15 protein-coding genes and 1 tRNA gene are annotated in these 19,049 nt (G+C 32.0%); 4 read left to right on the forward strand and 12 right to left on the reverse strand.

The window, feature by feature from the left end; genetic code table 11:
* Nucleotides 1-235: 235 nt before the first annotated feature.
* From DMB68_RS09275 to DMB68_RS09295, 5 genes are all read right to left on the reverse strand, one after another.
* A complete protein-coding gene (locus tag DMB68_RS09275; protein WP_031453816.1) occupies nt 236-1,084 on the reverse strand; it encodes a class I SAM-dependent methyltransferase in 849 nt (282 codons plus the stop codon).
* A gap of 84 nt (nt 1,085-1,168) precedes the next feature.
* Complete coding sequence (locus DMB68_RS09280) at nt 1,169-1,645, reverse strand: hypothetical protein (protein WP_031453817.1); 477 nt, start codon at nt 1,643-1,645, stop codon at nt 1,169-1,171.
* Between the two features lie 153 nt (nt 1,646-1,798).
* Nucleotides 1,799-3,670 carry a tRNA uridine-5-carboxymethylaminomethyl(34) synthesis enzyme MnmG gene (gene mnmG, locus DMB68_RS09285; RefSeq protein ID WP_110346420.1) on the reverse strand — a complete coding sequence of 624 codons (1,872 nt, stop codon included), beginning with the start codon at nt 3,668-3,670 and terminating at the stop codon, nt 1,799-1,801.
* A gap of 408 nt (nt 3,671-4,078) precedes the next feature.
* Nucleotides 4,079-4,498 carry an rRNA maturation RNase YbeY gene (ybeY, locus tag DMB68_RS09290; RefSeq protein WP_110346421.1) on the reverse strand — a complete coding sequence of 140 codons (420 nt, stop codon included), beginning with the start codon at nt 4,496-4,498 and terminating at the stop codon, nt 4,079-4,081.
* Complete coding sequence (locus tag DMB68_RS09295) at nt 4,495-7,881, reverse strand: DUF4175 family protein (protein ID WP_110347064.1); 3,387 nt, start codon at nt 7,879-7,881, stop codon at nt 4,495-4,497. Before DMB68_RS09295 ends, ybeY begins: the two co-directional genes overlap by 4 nt.
* A 162-nt stretch (nt 7,882-8,043) precedes the next feature.
* On the opposite strand from DMB68_RS09295, the gene gltX reads away from it, so the two are divergent.
* Both gltX and DMB68_RS09305 read left to right on the forward strand, forming a co-directional pair.
* Nucleotides 8,044-9,549, forward strand: a complete 1,506-nt coding sequence (gltX, locus tag DMB68_RS09300) for a glutamate--tRNA ligase (protein WP_110346422.1) — start codon at nt 8,044-8,046, stop codon at nt 9,547-9,549.
* A gap of 124 nt (nt 9,550-9,673) precedes the next feature.
* The gene (locus tag DMB68_RS09305) at nt 9,674-10,654 is read left to right on the forward strand and encodes an SPFH domain-containing protein (protein WP_110346423.1); all 981 of its coding nucleotides are present in this window, start codon (nt 9,674-9,676) and stop codon (nt 10,652-10,654) included.
* 21 nt (nt 10,655-10,675) lie between these two features.
* Here DMB68_RS09305 and DMB68_RS09310 read toward each other — a convergent pair whose 3' ends face one another.
* The 4 genes from DMB68_RS09310 to DMB68_RS09325 form a co-directional block, all read right to left on the reverse strand.
* Complete coding sequence (locus tag DMB68_RS09310) at nt 10,676-10,930, reverse strand: DUF6327 family protein (protein WP_110346424.1); 255 nt, start codon at nt 10,928-10,930, stop codon at nt 10,676-10,678.
* A 3-nt stretch (nt 10,931-10,933) separates the two neighbouring features.
* A complete protein-coding gene (locus DMB68_RS09315; protein WP_110347065.1) occupies nt 10,934-11,284 on the reverse strand; it encodes a competence protein in 351 nt (116 codons plus the stop codon).
* Between the two features lie 117 nt (nt 11,285-11,401).
* Nucleotides 11,402-11,728, reverse strand: a complete 327-nt coding sequence (locus tag DMB68_RS09320; RefSeq protein WP_031453825.1) for a YtxH domain-containing protein — start codon at nt 11,726-11,728, stop codon at nt 11,402-11,404.
* Between the two features lie 651 nt (nt 11,729-12,379).
* Complete coding sequence (locus DMB68_RS09325; protein ID WP_110346425.1) at nt 12,380-14,497, reverse strand: glutamine--tRNA ligase/YqeY domain fusion protein; 2,118 nt, start codon at nt 14,495-14,497, stop codon at nt 12,380-12,382.
* 106 nt (nt 14,498-14,603) lie between these two features.
* Between DMB68_RS09325 and folB the strand changes: the two genes are divergently transcribed.
* Together folB and DMB68_RS23360 are read left to right on the forward strand one after the other, a co-directional pair.
* Nucleotides 14,604-14,963 carry a dihydroneopterin aldolase gene (gene folB / locus DMB68_RS09330; protein WP_110346426.1) on the forward strand — a complete coding sequence of 120 codons (360 nt, stop codon included), beginning with the start codon at nt 14,604-14,606 and terminating at the stop codon, nt 14,961-14,963.
* Nucleotides 14,964-15,057: 94 nt separating this feature from the next.
* A tRNA-Cys gene (locus DMB68_RS23360) sits at nt 15,058-15,128 on the forward strand.
* 237 nt (nt 15,129-15,365) lie between these two features.
* Here DMB68_RS23360 and DMB68_RS09340 read toward each other — a convergent pair.
* Genes DMB68_RS09340 through rnr form a run of 3 tightly spaced genes read right to left on the reverse strand, consistent with a single transcriptional unit; the run spans nt 15,366 to nt 18,931 of the window.
* Nucleotides 15,366-16,043 carry a LysE family translocator gene (locus DMB68_RS09340; RefSeq protein ID WP_110346428.1) on the reverse strand — a complete coding sequence of 226 codons (678 nt, stop codon included), beginning with the start codon at nt 16,041-16,043 and terminating at the stop codon, nt 15,366-15,368.
* A 14-nt stretch (nt 16,044-16,057) separates the two neighbouring features.
* On the reverse strand, nt 16,058-16,726 hold the full coding sequence (locus DMB68_RS09345; RefSeq protein WP_110346429.1) for a head GIN domain-containing protein: 669 nt from the start codon (nt 16,724-16,726) through the stop codon (nt 16,058-16,060).
* Between the two features lie 24 nt (nt 16,727-16,750).
* Entirely contained in the window at nt 16,751-18,931 is a 2,181-nt protein-coding gene (rnr, locus tag DMB68_RS09350) for a ribonuclease R (protein ID WP_110346430.1), read from the reverse strand.
* Between the last annotated feature and the right edge of the window lie 118 nt (nt 18,932-19,049).

Consider the following 19,049-nt stretch of genomic DNA (forward strand, 5'->3'; position numbering starts at 1 on the left):
TTCTATTTTTTATGTATGAAAGACAAAAATATAAAAAAATAAATAGCATAGACATAAAGTTCAAAAAATGCTATAATTTTATGATATTAGTTTTATTTATGGACTAAAAATCAACAATAAGATATCACTATTGAAAGCGGCTTTCATATCTTTTCTTAGAGCAGTTTTCTCAAAAAAGACAACACAAACCCTCACATTGTTTAAGAAAACGCTTTAAATAAGCTTATTTTACGTTTTAGCTGTTTTTTAAGACATAAATGTGAGATGAATACTCTTTTGTTGAAGACGCTTTTAAATTTGATCGTAAACCGATAAAAAATGCGCTAATGAAATTCATTTTTCCTGTTTTATACTTTTCTGACAAAAGACTCACATAAAAAGAATCAAATTTCATCGGAAGTACTTTTTCCAATTTCATGTCTACTTTTTCGAACAGCGATTTTATTGCTTTTTTCGAGAAATGCCAAAAATGAATCGGTACATCAAAAGCTGCCCAAAATTCTCCATAATGTTTTGCATCGTAGGATTTGAAATTTGGAACCGCAACAATTAATGTTCCAGTTGGCTTTAATAAACGCTTCAATTCCTGGATTTGCAATTCTAAATTTGGAACGTGTTCCAAAACATGCCACATCGTAATTACGTCAAAAGAATTATTTTCAAGTTCGCTGATTTCTTCTACAAATGAAATTCCTTTTCCTCTTGCAATTTCTTTTGCTCTTACGCTTGGTTCTACTCCAACCGTTTCCCAGCCATCATTTTTTGCAGTTAATAAAAAATCTCCGGTTCCGGCGCCAATATCTAAAATTTTTCCTTTTTGAGATTGTTCTGAATTAATCAGATTCAGTTTATTTTTTAGCGCTATGTTTTTTACAAAATGATACGCTTTTTCAAAAACAGAACGTTTGTTATCTGTGTGCGAAATATAATCTTCGCTTTCGTAATATCTTCCAAGATTTTCCAAATCCGGCTGCGGAGATGTAATCAGCATATCCAGATTTTCATCATAATACAAATCGAAAATTTCTTTTGAAACTGAATGGTCTTTTACAGTCAGAAAATGTTTTTTGTTTAAAACGTCCATTTTTAAATTATAGGTATTTTGGTTTAATTTCATAGTAAACCCTAAAAGTAAAATTTCACTTTTAGGGTTTCTCTTTCTTAATATTTATATTTTCTTTTCAGCTTTCCAATTAATTTTTACAGCTGATAATTTTTCATTTTCAATTCGTATTTCCGGAATAATTGTAAAACCATTTTTGAAATAAAACTGCATCGGAGATTTATAAAATAATCCATTTTGTTTTACGTCATTTTCTCCATCGCTTACCCATCCATTCAAGCTATTGTTTTTGCTTTTAATTAAATTAATCAAAAGAGAACCGTTTCCTTTCCCCTGAAATTTATGATTCAAAATTAATCCAAACCAATCTTCATTTTCTCTTAAAAAAGTATAAGCCCAACCATTAATTTTATTTTCATCATCAAGCAGCAAATAATGTTTTGTATTTAAAAGACCGTTTAAGTACAATTCAAAATCCTGCATCGTTTTGCAATTTAATCGTGCCGGATATTCCTCGTTCCAGAGTTCTCTCAAAACTTTTTTTTCTTCTTCAGATAAAATCTCTTTACTAATGATTTTCATTAAAATTAAATTCAGTGTTTCACGTGGAACAAATTTAAAGTTGTTTCAGGTTTTCTTTGTTTCAGGTTTCAAGTTTCACATGGAACGAGAAACAAATAAAAACAAGTTTCAGATTCCAACAAAACTTGAAACCTGAAACTTGAAACATTTATTTTATCTTCCCATATAAATCAAAAGCACTGAAATATCACTCGGAGAAACTCCGCTGATTCTTGATGCCTGAGAAATTGTAATCGGACGAATTTTACTTAATTTTTGTTTCGCTTCGATTGACATAGATTTAATTTTATTATAGTCGAAATTTTCAGGTATTTTCACTTCTTCTAAACGAGTAAGTTTGTCTGCATTATTTCTTTCCTTTTCGATATAACCAGAATATTTAACCTGGATTTCGGCCTGCTCTAAAATTTCCTGATCAAGTTCATTTTCTTCAGCATAAGCTTTCACTTTTTCAAATTTCATCATATCCTCCAAATCTAATTGCGGACGTGAAAAAACTTTAAACATTTTATCACCCTGAGAAATTGGTGCACTATCTTTCGCTTCTAAAATCGGATTCGTTTCTGCTACCGAAACACTTGTTTCTTTAAAGAACTGAACCATCTTTTCAGACTCATTTAATTTACGTTCCATTCTGCGCAAACGAGCTTCAGAAGCTAAACCAATTTCATGCGACATTGGTGTCAATCTGAAATCGGCATTATCTTGTCGCAACAATGTTCTATATTCTGCTCTTGATGTAAACATACGATAAGGTTCTTCTGTTCCTTTCGTAATTAAGTCATCAATCAAAACTCCGATATAGGCTTCATCACGTTTTAAAATTAACGGCGCTTTTTCATGCACTTTTAAATGCGCATTTATTCCGGCCATCAAACCTTGCGAAGCTGCTTCTTCATATCCTGTTGTTCCATTTATTTGTCCGGCAAAATATAATCCTTCAACTAACTTCGTTTCCAAAGTATGTTTCAATTGTGTTGGCGGAAAATAATCATATTCGATTGCATAACCCGGACGAAGAAATTTTACATTCTCAAAACCGGCAACCGAACGCAATGCTTTAAATTGAATATCTTCGGGAAGCGAAGTTGAAAATCCATTAACGTAAACCTCACAAGTTTTCCATCCTTCCGGTTCAACAAATAATTGATGTCTTTCTTTATCTGCAAAACGATTTATCTTATCCTCAATCGAAGGACAATATCTCGGACCGATACTTTTTATTCTTCCGTTGAACATTGGAGAACGATCAAATCCTGATCTCAAAATATCATGAACATCCAATGACGTGTATGTCATGTGACAAGATCTTTGTTCGGTCAATGGAACGGTCAAATCAGAATACGAAAACTTATCCGGTTTCGTATCTCCTTTTTCTTCGTTCATTTTAGAATAATCCAAAGAACGTCCATCGACTCTCGGCGGCGTTCCTGTTTTCATTCTTCCAGATTCAAAACCTACAGCAACCAAATCTTCGGTAATTCCGAAAGCGGCACTTTCGCCCGCTCTTCCTCCACCGAATTGTTTGTCTCCAATATGAATCAATCCGTTCAAAAAAGTTCCGTTTGTCAGGACAACAGATTTCGAACGAATCTCAACTCCTAGCGAAGTTCTGATTCCTTTTATCTTTCCATTCTCGATAATCAGACCTTTTACCATCTCTTGGTAAAAATCTAAATTTGGAGTTCCCTCCAACATCATTCTCCATTCTTCAGCAAAACGCATTCGATCACTTTGAACTCTCGGCGACCACATTGCTGGACCTTTCGATTTATTCAACATCTTAAACTGAATTGCCGTTCTGTCTGAAACAATTCCGGAGTAACCTCCAAGCGCATCAATCTCACGAACGATCTGTCCTTTTGCAATTCCTCCCATCGCTGGGTTACAAGACATCTGTGCAATGTTCTGCAAACTCATTGTAACCAATAAAGTTTTTGATCCCAAATTTGCAGCCGCAGCTGCAGCTTCAGATCCTGCATGGCCGGCACCGACCACAATAACATCGTATTCTTCTAAAAACATTTTATTTTATTATTCTCTGGAAACCGGTTAAGTCAGTTCACAGAATTAACATTCTTTATCTTGTTTCAGGTTTCAAATTTATCCCTGAACTATGTTCCACGTGAAACATATATTTTATCTCCATTATTTATATTTCATCTTTTCGGTAAACCTGAGACATGTTCCACGTGAAACATTTTTATCACTTTCTGATTTACTAACTACGAATTAAAACTGTTTCACGTGGAACAACGAACTAATTAAGCATTAAATTTGAAACAAAGATTTACATGTTCCACGTGGAACGAATTCAATAAAAACCTAAAACTTAAAAAACGTTCCACGTGGAACGTTTAATTGTTTATGTAAAATTTAGAACAATGTTTCACGTGGAACATAAATTCTAAACTTTAAAAAGAGCTGTTTAAGTTAACGTTTCACGTGGAACATTATTATTTTTTCATCTTCTTTGGAACGCATTAACTCTGCATCCTTGTCTGTTTTATCTTTATATCCGCAGTAATGTAATATACCGTGAGCAAGAACACGTTTCAATTCTTCATCAAAAGAAACATTGAAATCCTTTGCATTGTCTTCTACTCTTTCAATAGAAACAAAAATATCACCGTTTAATTCGTTTCCAACTGTATAATCAAAACTAATGATATCCGTTAATGTATCGTGATTCAGATATTCAACATTGATCTTATGAAGATATTCATCATCACAAAAAATGTAATTTATTTCTCCTTCGTTTTTCTTTTCAGAAACAATTACAGCGCTCAACCAATCAGTAAAGGCTTCTTCGTTTTCTAAATTAAAATCTGTTTCGTAATTAAAATTGATCATTTGGTATTAAAATATTCTTGAACCTTTTGGTTAAAATTTGAGCGCAAAGGTAGCGATTGTCTATTTAAAATCTCTACACTATTTAAATAATCCAATAATGAGCTTGGCAACGCATTACTTCTATTAGTGAATTCAGCCTTGTTTGTTTCAGATTGACGCTTCGTATCCTGACCTTGTTGCTGAACTGCATTATTTAATTTTAATAATTCTTGTTGGATATTTAAGATTCTTTGCAGGTTCTCATTCTTAAATCCTTTATTCAAAAGTTGCTTTTCAGATTGTTTCATTTGTTCAATAACAGATCTTCCCTGAGAATCTAATCCTTTTTTAGCTAACTCTTTTTGCAACTCTTCACGAAGTTTAACTTGCTCTTTGTAAATCTCCATTATCTTTTCAGCGTCCCCTTCTCCATCTTCTCCTTCATTATTATTCTTTTCTCCTTTCCCATTTTCCCCATCTTTCCCAGATTGTCCATCTTTGCCTTGTCCATTTTGAGATTGGCCCGATTTTCCACCTTGTCCTTGTCCTGGTTTTTCTCCCGGTTTATCACCTGGTTTTTCTCCCGGTTTTTCTCCTTGCTTCATTCCTTCTTTCATTTTATCAGCTAAACCTTTTTGCTTTTGAATAATATCCGGCAACTGCATTCCTTGTCCGTCTCCTGGTTTTGGTTTTCCTGCGCCCGGTTTAGACATAGACATCTGCATGTTATTTAATAAATCACTCAAAAAATCAGCTAATTTATTAGCAGATGAAACAGCATATTGTTGGTGCGAAACTCCTTTTGGAACCTGAACGTCTGTCAAAGATTCAATTGCCTTGTCTACATTATATTGTACATTTCCAATTTCCTTAGTTACATCTTCTGCTACTTTTGGGTTACGTAAAGACAAAGCAAACAAACTATCATCTACATGTTTGAACTGTTGTTTTAAATTCTGTTGTAGTTTAATGTTCTTCGTATATATAGAAGAACCAAGTTTCATGGATTTAAATTGTTTCATTACATTTTCCTGAGATAATGAATAAGCCAGAAGATTATCCAGAATCTGACGAAGCATTGCTACATCTTCTTCCAATTTTTCTTGTTCTCCACTTTCCATACTGGAGTCCATTTGTTGAGCTATACTCTTCATTTTCTTAGAAGCGCTTTTCTGTTTTTGCTTAGCCGAAGAAGTGTTTTTTTTATTCAATTCATCAGATGCTTTTTGTAAATCATCTTTCAAATCTTTTTCTTTAGAAGCATCAGAAGGAATATCCAAAGGAGATTTTAACGTTTTGTTTTCCTCTTTTAAGTCTTTTAAATCTTCCTGAATTTTATCAAAAGCTTTATTAATTTCTTCCTGCTTGTCCTGAGTGTTTTCTTTTTCTTTATTAGAAAGCTGTTCCTGTTTTTCTGCCAGTTTATTTAATTTCTCAGCAACCTGCCCTGCTTTCTTTTCTACATAAAAACGTTTGGTCAATTCAACTAATTGTTCTAAATTTCTGGATTGATTTTTACTGATTTGTTTGAATTTTTCCATTTTATCAAACAACTCTTCGCTGTTTAATTTATCATTTAAGTTCTTTAGTTCGTCTAATAATTTTTGATTTTTCTCTAAATCCTTATCAGCATTCTCTAAACGCTTTTGTAAATCTTCTGCTGTTTTATCCTTTTTATCATCTTTGAATTTATCCAGATTCTTATTCATTTTCTCAGCAAACTGTTTCATCATTTCGTCTTGTTGTTTCTGACGTTTAATAAAATCATTAATCTTTTGCTGGTCTTTAAATTCCAGATTATCTTTTTCTTTTCCTGTATTCTGGATTTTATCCATTTCAGAAATTTGCTTGGTTTGATTTTTTAATGATTTAGATAAACCATTTATGTTTTGATTTTGCTGTTCCAATTCCAAATCATGAACTTCATCAGTGGTAGAAACTCTGTCTGAAAAAACAGAAGACTTAGTACGCTTAAAACCATGTGGTGCATCGTTATCAAAAACTTCAAAATAGTATTCATAAGATACTCCTTCTTCTACAGGTAAATTACTTGGGAAAGAAAAAACGAACTGATCGAACACAGCTTGCTTTACCGGAATAGTTCCACGCTTTGCCGTTTGTGGTTTGTTGCGCTCGTAGAAAACTACTTGCAATTTTGATAATCCGTAGTCATCTCCTAATCTTCCTAAGACATAATTTTTATCTAATTTCAAACTGTCCGGAGCTGGTGCAACTGTAATTGTTGGATGCTGATCTTTGATAACAGACAGCTGATAATCCAGTTTTTCATAGTTTTTAACCTTCTTATTAGAAGTAAGAATTTGATATTCTGTATTTTGAGCGATATTTTTACTCAATTTAAACTCATTTTCAGCTTTATTAAACTTCAAAGTTGCGTTTTCATCCTTCCAAACAATCTCCTGAGTCGACTGTGTATTCATTTTCCAGGTTACCAAAGTACCTTCAGGAACGATTGCATTTCCGGTTCCCTGAATAGTTTCTGATTTCTTTTTTAAGTAAGAAGGAAAATTCAAAACCATTTCGAAGTTGGCAATTGATGGAACCGTGATAACTTTTAATTCATATTCCTGAGAGGAAACTGAATTTCCTTCAAAAGAAAATGAAACATTATCAACTGGTTTTTCAATTTTGAATTCGAACTTTCCTGGTTGAGAAGATTCCATAAAATAACTTTCATCACCAATGTGAATCATGACATTTTCGGGAACGATGTTTCCAACAGATTCCATTTTTACAACAAAATCTTTGTTCTGTTCTGTTTGTAAATTTTGATTTAGAACTACAAATTTGAAAGGCGCCGGAGGTAAAAATGTAGCATTAAAATGCACTACTCTATTTAAACTTTGAGAAATAATATTGCTATTTCCTGAAATATAAAACACTACAAAAAGTAAAATTGGAATAATTGCTAATGGCAAATACTTTCTGTTTGAATTAAAATTGATGGCATTGCTGAACGGAATTGGCTGCAATGAATTTGCTTTTTGCTCTATAGAAGCCAACATCAACTCTGAACTTTCTGCTGAATTCTCAGAAGCCGAAAGCTGTAAAAAGTTCGTTAGTTTATCACTTACTTCTGTAAAATGATTTCCAATAATAGCCGAAGCCTGATTATAATCAATTCCTTTTTGAAGTTTGAACAACTTAAATATTGGAAACAGAATAAATCGAAACAAAAGAAAAACTTCTACTCCTATAAAAACCCAAAATAAAAGTGTTCTTCCGAAAGGTTTTAACCAAAGGAAATACTCAATAAAAAGCGTAAATAAAAAATACAAAAGTCCAAAACCGGTAAAAAGAAGTATTCCTTTTATCAATTCATTCGTATAATATTTTTTAATAAAAGCTTCCAGCTTTTGATATATGGCAGACGTTGTTTTCAAAATGAATCTGTTTGATTTATAACCTATAAAAGTAGTAATTTTAATTAGAAAATGACCAATTAGAAAATTAGTCAATTAAGCTACAAACAAGACATTATCTCATTATACACATTTTCTAATTTTCTAATTCAGAGTTGTATCTTTGCATCAAAATTTAAACAAATGTCAAAGCAAGTTCGTGTGCGTTTTGCACCAAGTCCAACAGGACCTTTACATATTGGCGGCGTTCGTACTGCCTTATTTAATTATTTATTTGCCAAAAAAAACAATGGTGTTTTTTATCTAAGAATTGAAGATACAGATCAAACGCGTTTTGTTCCGGGAGCTGAAGCTTATATTATGGAAGCTTTGGAATGGTTAGGAATTGCTCCTGAAGAAACCGTTGGGAAAAATGAAAAATTTGGTCCGTATAGACAAAGTGATCGTGCAGCATTATACCAACAATATGCAGATCAGCTGATCAATTCTGGTTGGGCGTATTATGCTTTTGATACTCCGGAAGAGCTTGATGCTTTAAGAAAAGAACAAGAAGCAGAAGGAAAAACATTTATTTACAATCATACAAACCGTGAAAAATTGCAAACCTCTTTGGTAATTTCTGCTGATGAAGTTTCAAAGAGAATTGCAAATGGAGAACATTATGTGATCCGTTTTAAAACTCCGGTGGATGAAACTTTACATTTAAAAGATATCATCCGTGGTGATGTTAAGTTCGAAACGAATCTACTTGATGATAAAGTTTTGTTTAAAAGTGACGGAATGCCAACGTACCATTTGGCCAATATTGTTGATGATCATTTGATGGAAACTTCACATGTAATTCGTGGTGAAGAATGGTTACCCTCTATGCCACTTCACATTTTATTGTACAGAGCTTTTGGCTGGGATGCTCCGGAATTTGCACATTTGCCTTTGATTTTAAAACCGGTAGGAAATGGCAAATTATCTAAAAGAGATGGTGATAAATTAGGATTTCCAGTGTTTCCATTAGAATGGAAAACGGAAGAAGGCATTTCATCTGGTTACAGAGAGAATGGTTTTTTCCCAGAAGCAGTTATAAACTTCCTTGCATTATTAGGCTGGAACGATGGAACAGACAAAGAATTATATTCTTTAGAAGAATTAGTAGAAGCTTTTGACTTAAACCGAGTGCATAAAGCGGGAGCAAAATTTGATCCTGAGAAAAACAAATGGTTCAATCACCAATATTTAATTAAACAAAATGATGCCGATTTAGCGAAAAGCTTCACTCCTATTTTAGTAGAAAAAGGTGTTGACGTTTCTAAATATGACGCTACAAGAATTGTTTCGTTGATTAAAGAAAGAGCTAATTTCGTTTCTGATTTTTGGGATTTAACAGATTTCTTTTTCCATGCACCAACATCATACGATGAAAAAGCAAGCAAAAACTGGAAAGAAGAAACACCGGCTTTAATGCAGGAATTGATTTCAACGCTAGAATATATTGATGGTTTTGATTCAGCAAATATTGAAGCAATTGTAAAAGACTGGTTAACTAAAAACGAAATCGGAATGGGCAAAGTGATGCAGCCTTTCCGTTTGAGTTTGGTTGGAGCTTTAAAAGGTCCTCACCTATTTGACATTGTAGAAATCATCGGGAAAGAAGAAACTATATCTAGGATTCAGAAGGCAATAAGTTCTTTGTAAAAAAATATACTTTCAAAATGCAAACGCTAAGTAACATTAATAAAATGTTCTTAGCGTTTTTTTATATTCAAACCCGAAGAAATTTCGTAATTTACCAAACCTAAAAACTTAAATCAATATCACTATGAGTATCCCATTCATTATCATTTTTGTAATTGCATTCTTTATTTTCCTATCGTCATTCTTTACAGTAAAACAACAATCCTCTGTAATTATCGAAAGATTTGGAAAATTTCAGAGTGTTAGAAATTCAGGTTTGCAACTTAAAATTCCGGTTGTTGACAGAATTGCAGGACGTGTAAATCTTAAGATTCAACAATTAGATGTTATCATTGAAACCAAAACCAAAGACAACGTTTTTATCAAAATGAAAGTTTCTGTTCAATTTAAAGTGATTCAGGAAAGCGTTTATGAAGCTTTTTATAAACTTGAATATCCGCATGATCAAATAACTTCTTATGTATTTGATGTGGTTCGTGCCGAAGTTCCGAAACTAAAATTAGATGATGTTTTTGAAAGAAAAGATGATATCGCAGTTGCTGTAAAACGTGAATTAAACGAAGCAATGTCTACTTATGGATATGATATTATCAATACTTTGGTTACTGATATTGATCCTGATATCCAGGTAAAAAATGCCATGAACAGAATCAACGCTGCCGACAGAGAAAAAACGGCTGCTGAATTTGAAGCTGAAAGCTCAAGAATCAGAATCGTTGCAAAAGCAAAAGCCGAAGCAGAAAGTAAACGTTTACAAGGTCAGGGTATTGCAGATCAGCGTCGTGAAATTGCCAGAGGATTAGTAGAAAGTGTTGAAGTTTTAAACAATGTCGGAATCAATTCTCAGGAAGCTTCTGCCTTAATTGTTGTTACGCAACATTATGATACTTTACAAGCAATTGGAGCTGATGCTAATTCTAATTTAATTTTGTTACCTAATTCTCCACAAGCCGGAAGTGACATGTTGAATAACATGGTTGCTTCATTCTCAGCATCTAACCAGGTTGGTGAAATGATGAAAAAACACAATAAAAAAGTCGAAAAACCAAAACCAATTCTGCCACAATCTGGTTACGAAGATGATATTCAACCAGAAATTAAATAATACAAAAAATGAAAAAGAGGCTTAATTGCCTCTTTTTTTATTTAAAAACCAATTGATTATAAAAGGTAAAATTGATGGCAAAATGCTTCCGTAAGAATTTGAAATGTAATCTTTGAATGAAGAAAAAATTCCACCAAGTACATTTTCTGGAGTAATGCTTTCCTTCGTTTTCTGAAAACTCAAAACTAATTTCTGATAATTGATCTCTTTTTGGAGTTTCAAAATTTCAAGATCCTTCTCTATTTCAGCATACGATGAGTATTTTTTTACTTCCATAAATTAATCGTTAAAAAAGATTTCTGAAAATTTCTCTAAAATCGGACCTTCAACAAACTTGTCTTTTATAAAAAAAAGTAAAATTGTAAACACAAAATAGATCCCTCCTACTGCTAAAAATCCGAGTGCATTACTTTTAAATAAAGAACCAAAAGCATACGCTGCGGCAAAAGATCCAAAAATAAGAACCATACTAAAACACAATAAAATCAAAGTAAATTTAAAAATTAAAGTTGTTGATTTCATCGCGACCTTAAATCCCCAGAGTTTATAATACGCTAAATTACTGTCAATATAAGCTTTGGTAGTTTCCTGAATATTCTCTGTATTTTCTTTTAATTCTTCAAAAGCCATAATTTTAAATTTCATTAAAAAAGAAACACAAAACAAACTGATTACAAATTGAATATCAAATATTATAAAAAAATTGTATCAACTATAAATCAGGTATGCTTTGTGTTGCCTGGATTATTACTTTTGATATTTAGCGTTTTGCGTCTTCAAATCAGCTAGTTTAGATTCTAAAAAAGAAATAACTTCTTCTGTTTTATGGCTTACATTTGAAAGTAATTCATCAAAAGTTCCATCAAGATTCTCTGTAGCACTTGCAAATTTTTCACGCAAAACTTCTGAACTTGCTTCTAAGGAGTCTTTTAAATTGTTGGCAGTATCTCCCAGATTTTCTTTAATTTTTGCTCTTGTGTTTGAGCCTTTATCAGGAGCTAACAAAATTCCTATCGCTGCACCTACAGCTGCACCGGCTAAAATCGCTGCAATCGTATTTGAATTGTTTGACATAATATTAAAATTTAAAGTGATTAATAAAGATACTCTTTTCTGAATTATAAAATTTCATATTTGACCTTTAGATAAAAATACTGACTTTATAAACAATTGAATGTTAACAACCCGTTAAACTGGCAAATTTGAGGTTAAAAATTAAAATTAGGTCATTAAATCAATAATAATTCAAAAGATGATTAATATGATAAAAGAAATTAAAAGTGGTCTTAAAATTAATTTATGGAGGTTAATTTCAATTAAAATAAACTATATATTTTTAAAATTTGATAGTTTTTATAAATAATAATTAAAATATTAAAATTTAAATTAATTGATAAATAAAATTGATATATATAAAAATAGATTTTTGAAGTTTTATATTCTGAATTAAATGAAAATAAAATCTCGTTTTAAACTTTATCAACAATTCAATGTTGATAAGCGTTAAAAGAGCATAAAATGGAAGTGAAAATTAAAATAAAGCTTTCTATTTAACTATTTTTAGAAAGATGATAAATGAATCGGAAGTAATTAAAAAATGTCTTAAAATCAGTTTATGAAGGTTATTTTTAATCTATTAAAATTATAATTTTTAACTTTATAATAGAAAAAATAAATAATAAAAAAAAGCGCTAATAAAAGCGCTTTTAATAAATAATATTGATATTACTTCTTCGTCATTTCAGCGAGAATTTCAATTTCTCTTTCCGAAGCATTTTTTGGTGGATTTGAATATGATTTCAAAATATCTTCTTCAAATTGATTTCTTAAATCTGAATTTTCAATATCTCTTAAATTCAAAAGTGCTTTCGATCTCACATAAGTCGATTCACTTCTGAGAGACATGGTATATAATTTTTTAATATCCTCATCTTCAAAATCCGAAGATTTCCAGTTTGAATATTTCAATAAAAATTGAGAAAACAACAATGAAGCTTTATTATTATTGATATTCTTCTTTAAAGAATTTTGCAATAATGAAAAACTAGAAACATTTTTTATGCTCTCCCCTATTGCATTTTCAATTGCAATTCTTTCCTGTTTCGTCTCAACTTTGAAATATTTGTTAATATCTTTCAAAGAATTATTAATGCTATTTTCTTCTTTTTTACCTTTTTCTTCCCAGGCATCTTTCAATCCAACAGTTTTATTAAATACTAATTTTGAAGGAGTTGAGTCTTTATCAACAGTAAAATAACCCAAACGCTGAAACTGAAATTTATCTTCATTTTGAGCTGTTGCTAAACTTGGTTCTACAAATCCCGTAACAATTTCTAACGAATTTGGATTTACAAAATCAAGGAAATTTTTATCCTTATAACTATCCGGAGCTTCATCAGTAAACAAACGATCGTACAAACGAACTTCTGCTTCTACAGCATGCTGAATTGAGACCCAATGCAATGTTCCGGATACTTTTCTCTGGCTTGCTTCAGTTCCGCTTCCGCTTAAAGAATCGGTATCATACGTAACGTGAATTTCTGTAATATTTCCTGCTGCATCTTTTACAACATTTTCTCCTTTAATAATATACGCATTTTTAAGACGTACTTCTTTTCCTAAAGTCAAACGGAAATATTTAGCCGGAGCATCTTCTAAAAAATCTTCTCTTTCAATGTATAATTCACGGGAAAAAGGTACTTTTCTGAAACCTGCATTTTCATCTTCCTGGTTGTTTTCAGCTTCAAGCCACTCTTGTTTTCCTTCCGGATAATTTGTAATTACTAGCTTAACAGGATCTAAAACAGCCATTACACGAGGTGCAATTTTGTTCAAATCTTCACGAATACAGAATTCTAAAACCGATACATTAATCAAATTATCACGTTTTGCAATACCAATTGTGTTAGCAAAATTACGCAATGAAGCTGCAGTATAACCACGTCTTCTTAATCCGGAAATAGTTGACATTCTAGGATCATCCCAACCTTTAACATGCTTTTCCTTAACTAATTGCTGTAATTTTCTTTTACTAACAACCGTATGAGATAAGTTGCGTCTTGCAAATTCTCTTTGCTTTGGACGAATCAGATTTTCATCAATAATCTGGTCTAAAAACCAATCGTATAATTCACGATGAGGCAAAAATTCCAGTGTGCAAAATGAATGCGAAATGGCTTCTAAATAATCGCTTTGACCGTGTGCCCAATCATACATTGGGTAAATTTTCCAGGTATCCCCTGTTCTATGATGATGTTTGTGCAAAATCCTGTACATGATGGGATCACGCATTAACATGTTAGTAGATTTCATGTCAATTTTAGCACGAAGAATATGAGTTCCAGCCTCAAATTCGCCGCTTTTCATTCTTTCAAACAAGTCTAGATTTTCTTCTACAGAACGATTTCTAAACGGGCTGTCAACACCTTCAGTCGATGGAGTTCCTTTTTGAATTGCCATATCTTCAGAAGATTGACTGTCAACATACGCTTTATCTTTTTTGATTAGTAAAACTGCCCAGTCATATAGCTGCTGAAAATAATCTGAAGCATAACGTTCTTCTGTCCAGTTATAACCCAGCCATTCTACATCTCTTTTTATAGCATCAACAAATTCCTGTTCTTCTTTTTCCGGATTCGTATCGTCAAAACGTAAATTTACAGGTGACTGATAATCAATTCCTAAACCAAAATTTAATGCAATAGAACTGGCGTGCCCAATATGCAAATAACCATTTGGTTCCGGTGGAAAACGAAAACGAAGTTTGGTGTTTGAAAGACCTGATTTCAGATCTTCTTCTATGATTTGTTCAATAAAATTGAGTGATTTATCTTCTGATGCCATTATTTATAGTAATTTTAGCAAAGATAAAAAAAAGGTTTCAGGTTTCAGGTTTAAAGTTATTTAAGTGGCGCAAAACCTGAAACTTTAAACCTGAAACAAAAAGAAAATGGGAATTATAAAATTAAAAAACATCCGAACTTTTTCCTACCACGGATGTATGATTGAAGAGGGAAAAATTGGTTCAGACTACACTGTTGATTTAAAAATTAAAACCAATTTACAGCATTCAGCAAAAACTGATCATTTAGCCGATACTGTGGATTATGTACTTTTGAACAAAATTGTTACCGAAGAAATGGCAATTCGTTCACATTTATTAGAGCATGTAGCTAAAAGAATCAATAATCGTATACTTAATGAGATAGAAACTGTAGAAAAAACGACAGTTTCAGTTTCTAAGATTAATCCTCCTATTGGTGGTGATGTTGAATCAGTTACTATAAAAATGACGGAAATCAGAGCATAATTTTATAAAGCTAAAAGCTAAATTTTTAAAATAGTTGTATTTAAACTTTTGAATTTTAAAGATTTTGGTTACTTTTGCCATCCGTTCAAGCAATGGCGTCGTGGCCGAGCGGCTAGGCTGGGCTCTGCAAAAGCTCCTACTCCGGTTCGAATCCGGACGATGCCTCTAAAACCTCTAAAGCAATTTAGAGGTTTTTTTATGTCTAATTTTTATGAAAAATTAATTAAAGATATAGGTTCGAATCCGGACGATGCCTCAAGAAGAGATACAGAAATGTGTCTCTTTTTTTTGTCTAATTTTTAGAAAAACCTTTAAGATTTTATATGCCTTTTATTAAATCTAAACTATAAAAAAACCTCTGAAATTCAGAGGTTTAAATTTATATTTATCAGTTATCAAAAACTACTTCTCAATCTTCTCAAAAGCATTTTTCATCATTTCTTTTTCTTTAGGAAACCAACCCTGAATCATTAAAACAAATCCAAAAATCATCAAAACAATACTGATTCCTTTTTTTATTTTTAAAATATTAATTGGTGTCATTTTAGATTTTAATTGTTTGGCTAATAAAATTTTAAGGCAATCAACCAATAAATAAGTAATGATTACTGAGGTAAAAAAAGTAATCATTCTTGAGTTTTGCATTTCTAATTTTGGTCCGACAGAAATAATTACAGCTAACCAAAAACCTAATACGCCAATGTTAATCACATTTAGTAAAAAGCCTTTAATAAATAAACTTCCATAATTTCTTTTGATAATATCACGATCTATTTCTTCATCATTAATTTTTTCTTCCTTCTTTAATTTTACAAAGGAAATTATACCATACGCCAGCATAATAATACCTCCAAAAATAAAAAGAGCGGGCTTATCTTTCAAACTCGAAATGAGCCTGTAACTACCTAAATACGCAATTGCTATAAAAAAAATATCACCTAATACTACACCAAAATCAAACACTATTGCAGCTCTGAATCCTTTTGTAATACTGGTTTCTAATAGTATAAAAAATACCGGACCTACCATAAAGCTTAGGAAAAGACCCCATGGCAGCCCAGCTAAAATATCATTTATCATTCAAATAGAATTTCTTATTTTACTTCTTCGATTTTACCTCCAAAAACCGTTTTCTGATTAATTTGTTTAGGTTTTCCATAAATGTAAATAGAGCCTCCTGCGCTTACTTTTGCATCCACAAGTGTAGAAGCATTCACATCTGCTTTTCCTCCCGCAGAAACGCTAACAGTGGTTTGAGAGGTTATTAATTTACTTGCTAATAAATAACCACCTGCTCCTAAACTTGCAACCTGATTAGAAGCTTTTCCGGTTAAAGTAATTTCTCCTCCAGAAACTGAACTTACTTTAAGTTTATCAACATCCAAATCTACATTAATTTTTCCACCCTCCTGAGCACTTACCTTAAAACTCGTTGCTTTTATAACTTCAGAACTTGTAACATTTGCACCTTCATTAACATCAATAAGTTCAATATGTTTATAATACAGGGTAACTTCTAAATCGTTACCAGACAAAAGTTTTGGAAATGGCATTCTTATTTTTAAAATACCATTTTTATTAACGGCTTCTAATTCTGCTTCCCTTGTTCCTTTTATAACCAATTTATTTTCAGATGACTGAACTAATTTTACATTTAATTTATCGTAAACTTTTACGGTATCAAAATCGCCTAATGCTTTGGTAACCTGCCCAAAAGACATTTGCACAAACAAAATGACAACACCTATGATTAACTTTTTCATTTCTTTAATTTTAAATTTAACAACTTATTCTGCTCTTCGTAAAAAATGAAAATCCAGTTGTTTTTTAACTAAATCTGCATTTTTTACTTTAACGTAAATTTCATCTCCCAATTGTAATATACTGTCTGAAGTAGCTCCAACCAGTGCATATTGTTTTTCATCGAAAGTATAATAATCATCTTTGATTTCTCTGATTCTCACCATTCCTTCGCATTTATTAGAAACGATTTCCACATAAATTCCCCATTCAGTAACACCGGAAATAACACCAAGAAATTCTTCATCCTGGTGATCCTGCATGTATTTAACCTGCATATATTTGATACTGTCACGTTCTGCATTTGTTGCTAAACTTTCCATGTTTGAACAATGAAGACTTTTTGTTTCGTATGTTTCTTCGTCTACAGAAGCTCCTCCATCAAGATAATACTGCAGTAAACGGTGTACCATTACGTCCGGATAACGACGAATTGGCGATGTAAAATGGCTGTAATAATCAAAAGCTAAACCGTAATGACCAATGTTATCTGTCGAATATTTGGCTTTACTCATACTTCTAATGGCAAGAGTATCAATTAAGTTTTGTTCTTTTTTACCGTTTACTTCTTCCATCAATGCATTCAAAGACTTCGAAATATCACCTTTGTTACGGAAATCAATTTTGTAACCAAACTTTGCAATTACTTGTTGCATTGCAATCAATTTATCTTCGTTTGGTTCGTCGTGAATCCTGTAAATGAACGTTTTCTTTTGTTTTCCAATGTATTCAGCAACCTTTCTATTTGCTAAAAGCATGAATTCTTCAATCAAATGATTGGCATCTTTAGAAACTTTAAAATAAACACCTTCAGGTTCTCCTTCGGCATCCAAATTGAATTTTACTTCTACTTTGTCAAAAGAAATTGCGCCATTCTGCATTCTTTTCTTTCTTAAAATCTTAGCTAATTCATCTAATTTTAAAGTTGCTTCAACAATTTCATCCGGAACAACATACGATTCTCCTGTAATCGAAATATCAATTGGAATCGTCTTGTCTTTGTTTTCAATGATATATTGTGCTTCTTCGTAAGCAAAACGCTGATCGGAGTAAATTACAGTTCTGCCAAACCATTGGTTAATAACCTGAGCTGTTGGAGAAACTTCGAATACTGCAGAAAATGTATATTTTTCTTCATGCGGACGAAGTGAACATGCAAAATTCGATAAAACTTCCGGAAGCATTGGCACCACTCTATCGACCAAATAAACCGAAGTTGCTCTTTGATAGGCTTCATCATCCAGTATAGTTCCTTCTTCAAGGTAATAGGAAACATCGGCAATATGAACACCAATTTCGTAATTTCCGTTTTCTAACTTTTTGAAAGACAAGGCATCATCAAAATCTTTTGCATCTTTTGGATCTATCGTATACGTAAGTGTATCACGCATATCACGACGTTTTGCAATCTCAGCTTCCTGAATCGAAGTGTCTATTTTTTGTGCATACACCTCTACTTCTACCGGAAAATCTGATGGTAAACCGTATTCTGCTAAAATTGCATGAATCTCTGTATTGTGTTCCCCAGGTTTTCCTAAAACTTTAATTACAGAACCAAACGGACTATCAGCTCTCTTTGGCCAGTCTTCAATCGTTACTAAAACAACATCTCCGTTTTCTGCTTCTCCAATTTTGTCTTTTGGAATAAAAATATCCGTGTACATTTTTGGGTTTGCAGTAGAAACAAAAGCAAAATTTGGCTGCATGTCAATAACTCCAACAAACTCTGTTTTATTTCTTTCTACAACTTCAATTACTTCACCTTCGGGTCTTTTTCCTTTTCTTCGGTTATAAACATAAACTTTTACTTTGTCTTTGTCTAAAGCCCGGTTCAAGTTATTGGTCGGAATAAAAACATCTTCTGCAAAATCTTCACAAATAAAATAAGCTGTTTTACGGCTCGTCATATCAATAGTTCCTTCGTAGTAATCCTGACTTTCAGCTTTTACTAAATATTTTCCAGGTTCCGATTCAATAATTTTTTTTGAACCAGCCATTATTTTTAAATCTTTTATGATCTGGTTTCTGCTTTTTGTATCATCAAGTTCAAGCTTTGCAGCTATTTGTTTGTAATTAAATGCTTTATTAGGGCTTTTCGATAAAATCTTCAGTATTTTTCCTGAGAAATCTTTCTCATTTTTTATCGGTTTTCTAATTTTCTTACTCATATATCTTTTCTTATAAAGTTTAAAATTACAAATAAGATACCAGATTATAGATTTTAACAAATAGAATTATTAAAATTATAACTTTCAAACTAATATTTTATTAATCTTTTAAAGGTCA

The organism is Flavobacterium hydrophilum (assembly GCF_003202405.1).
Classification (GTDB): Bacteria; Bacteroidota; Bacteroidia; order Flavobacteriales; family Flavobacteriaceae; genus Flavobacterium; species Flavobacterium hydrophilum.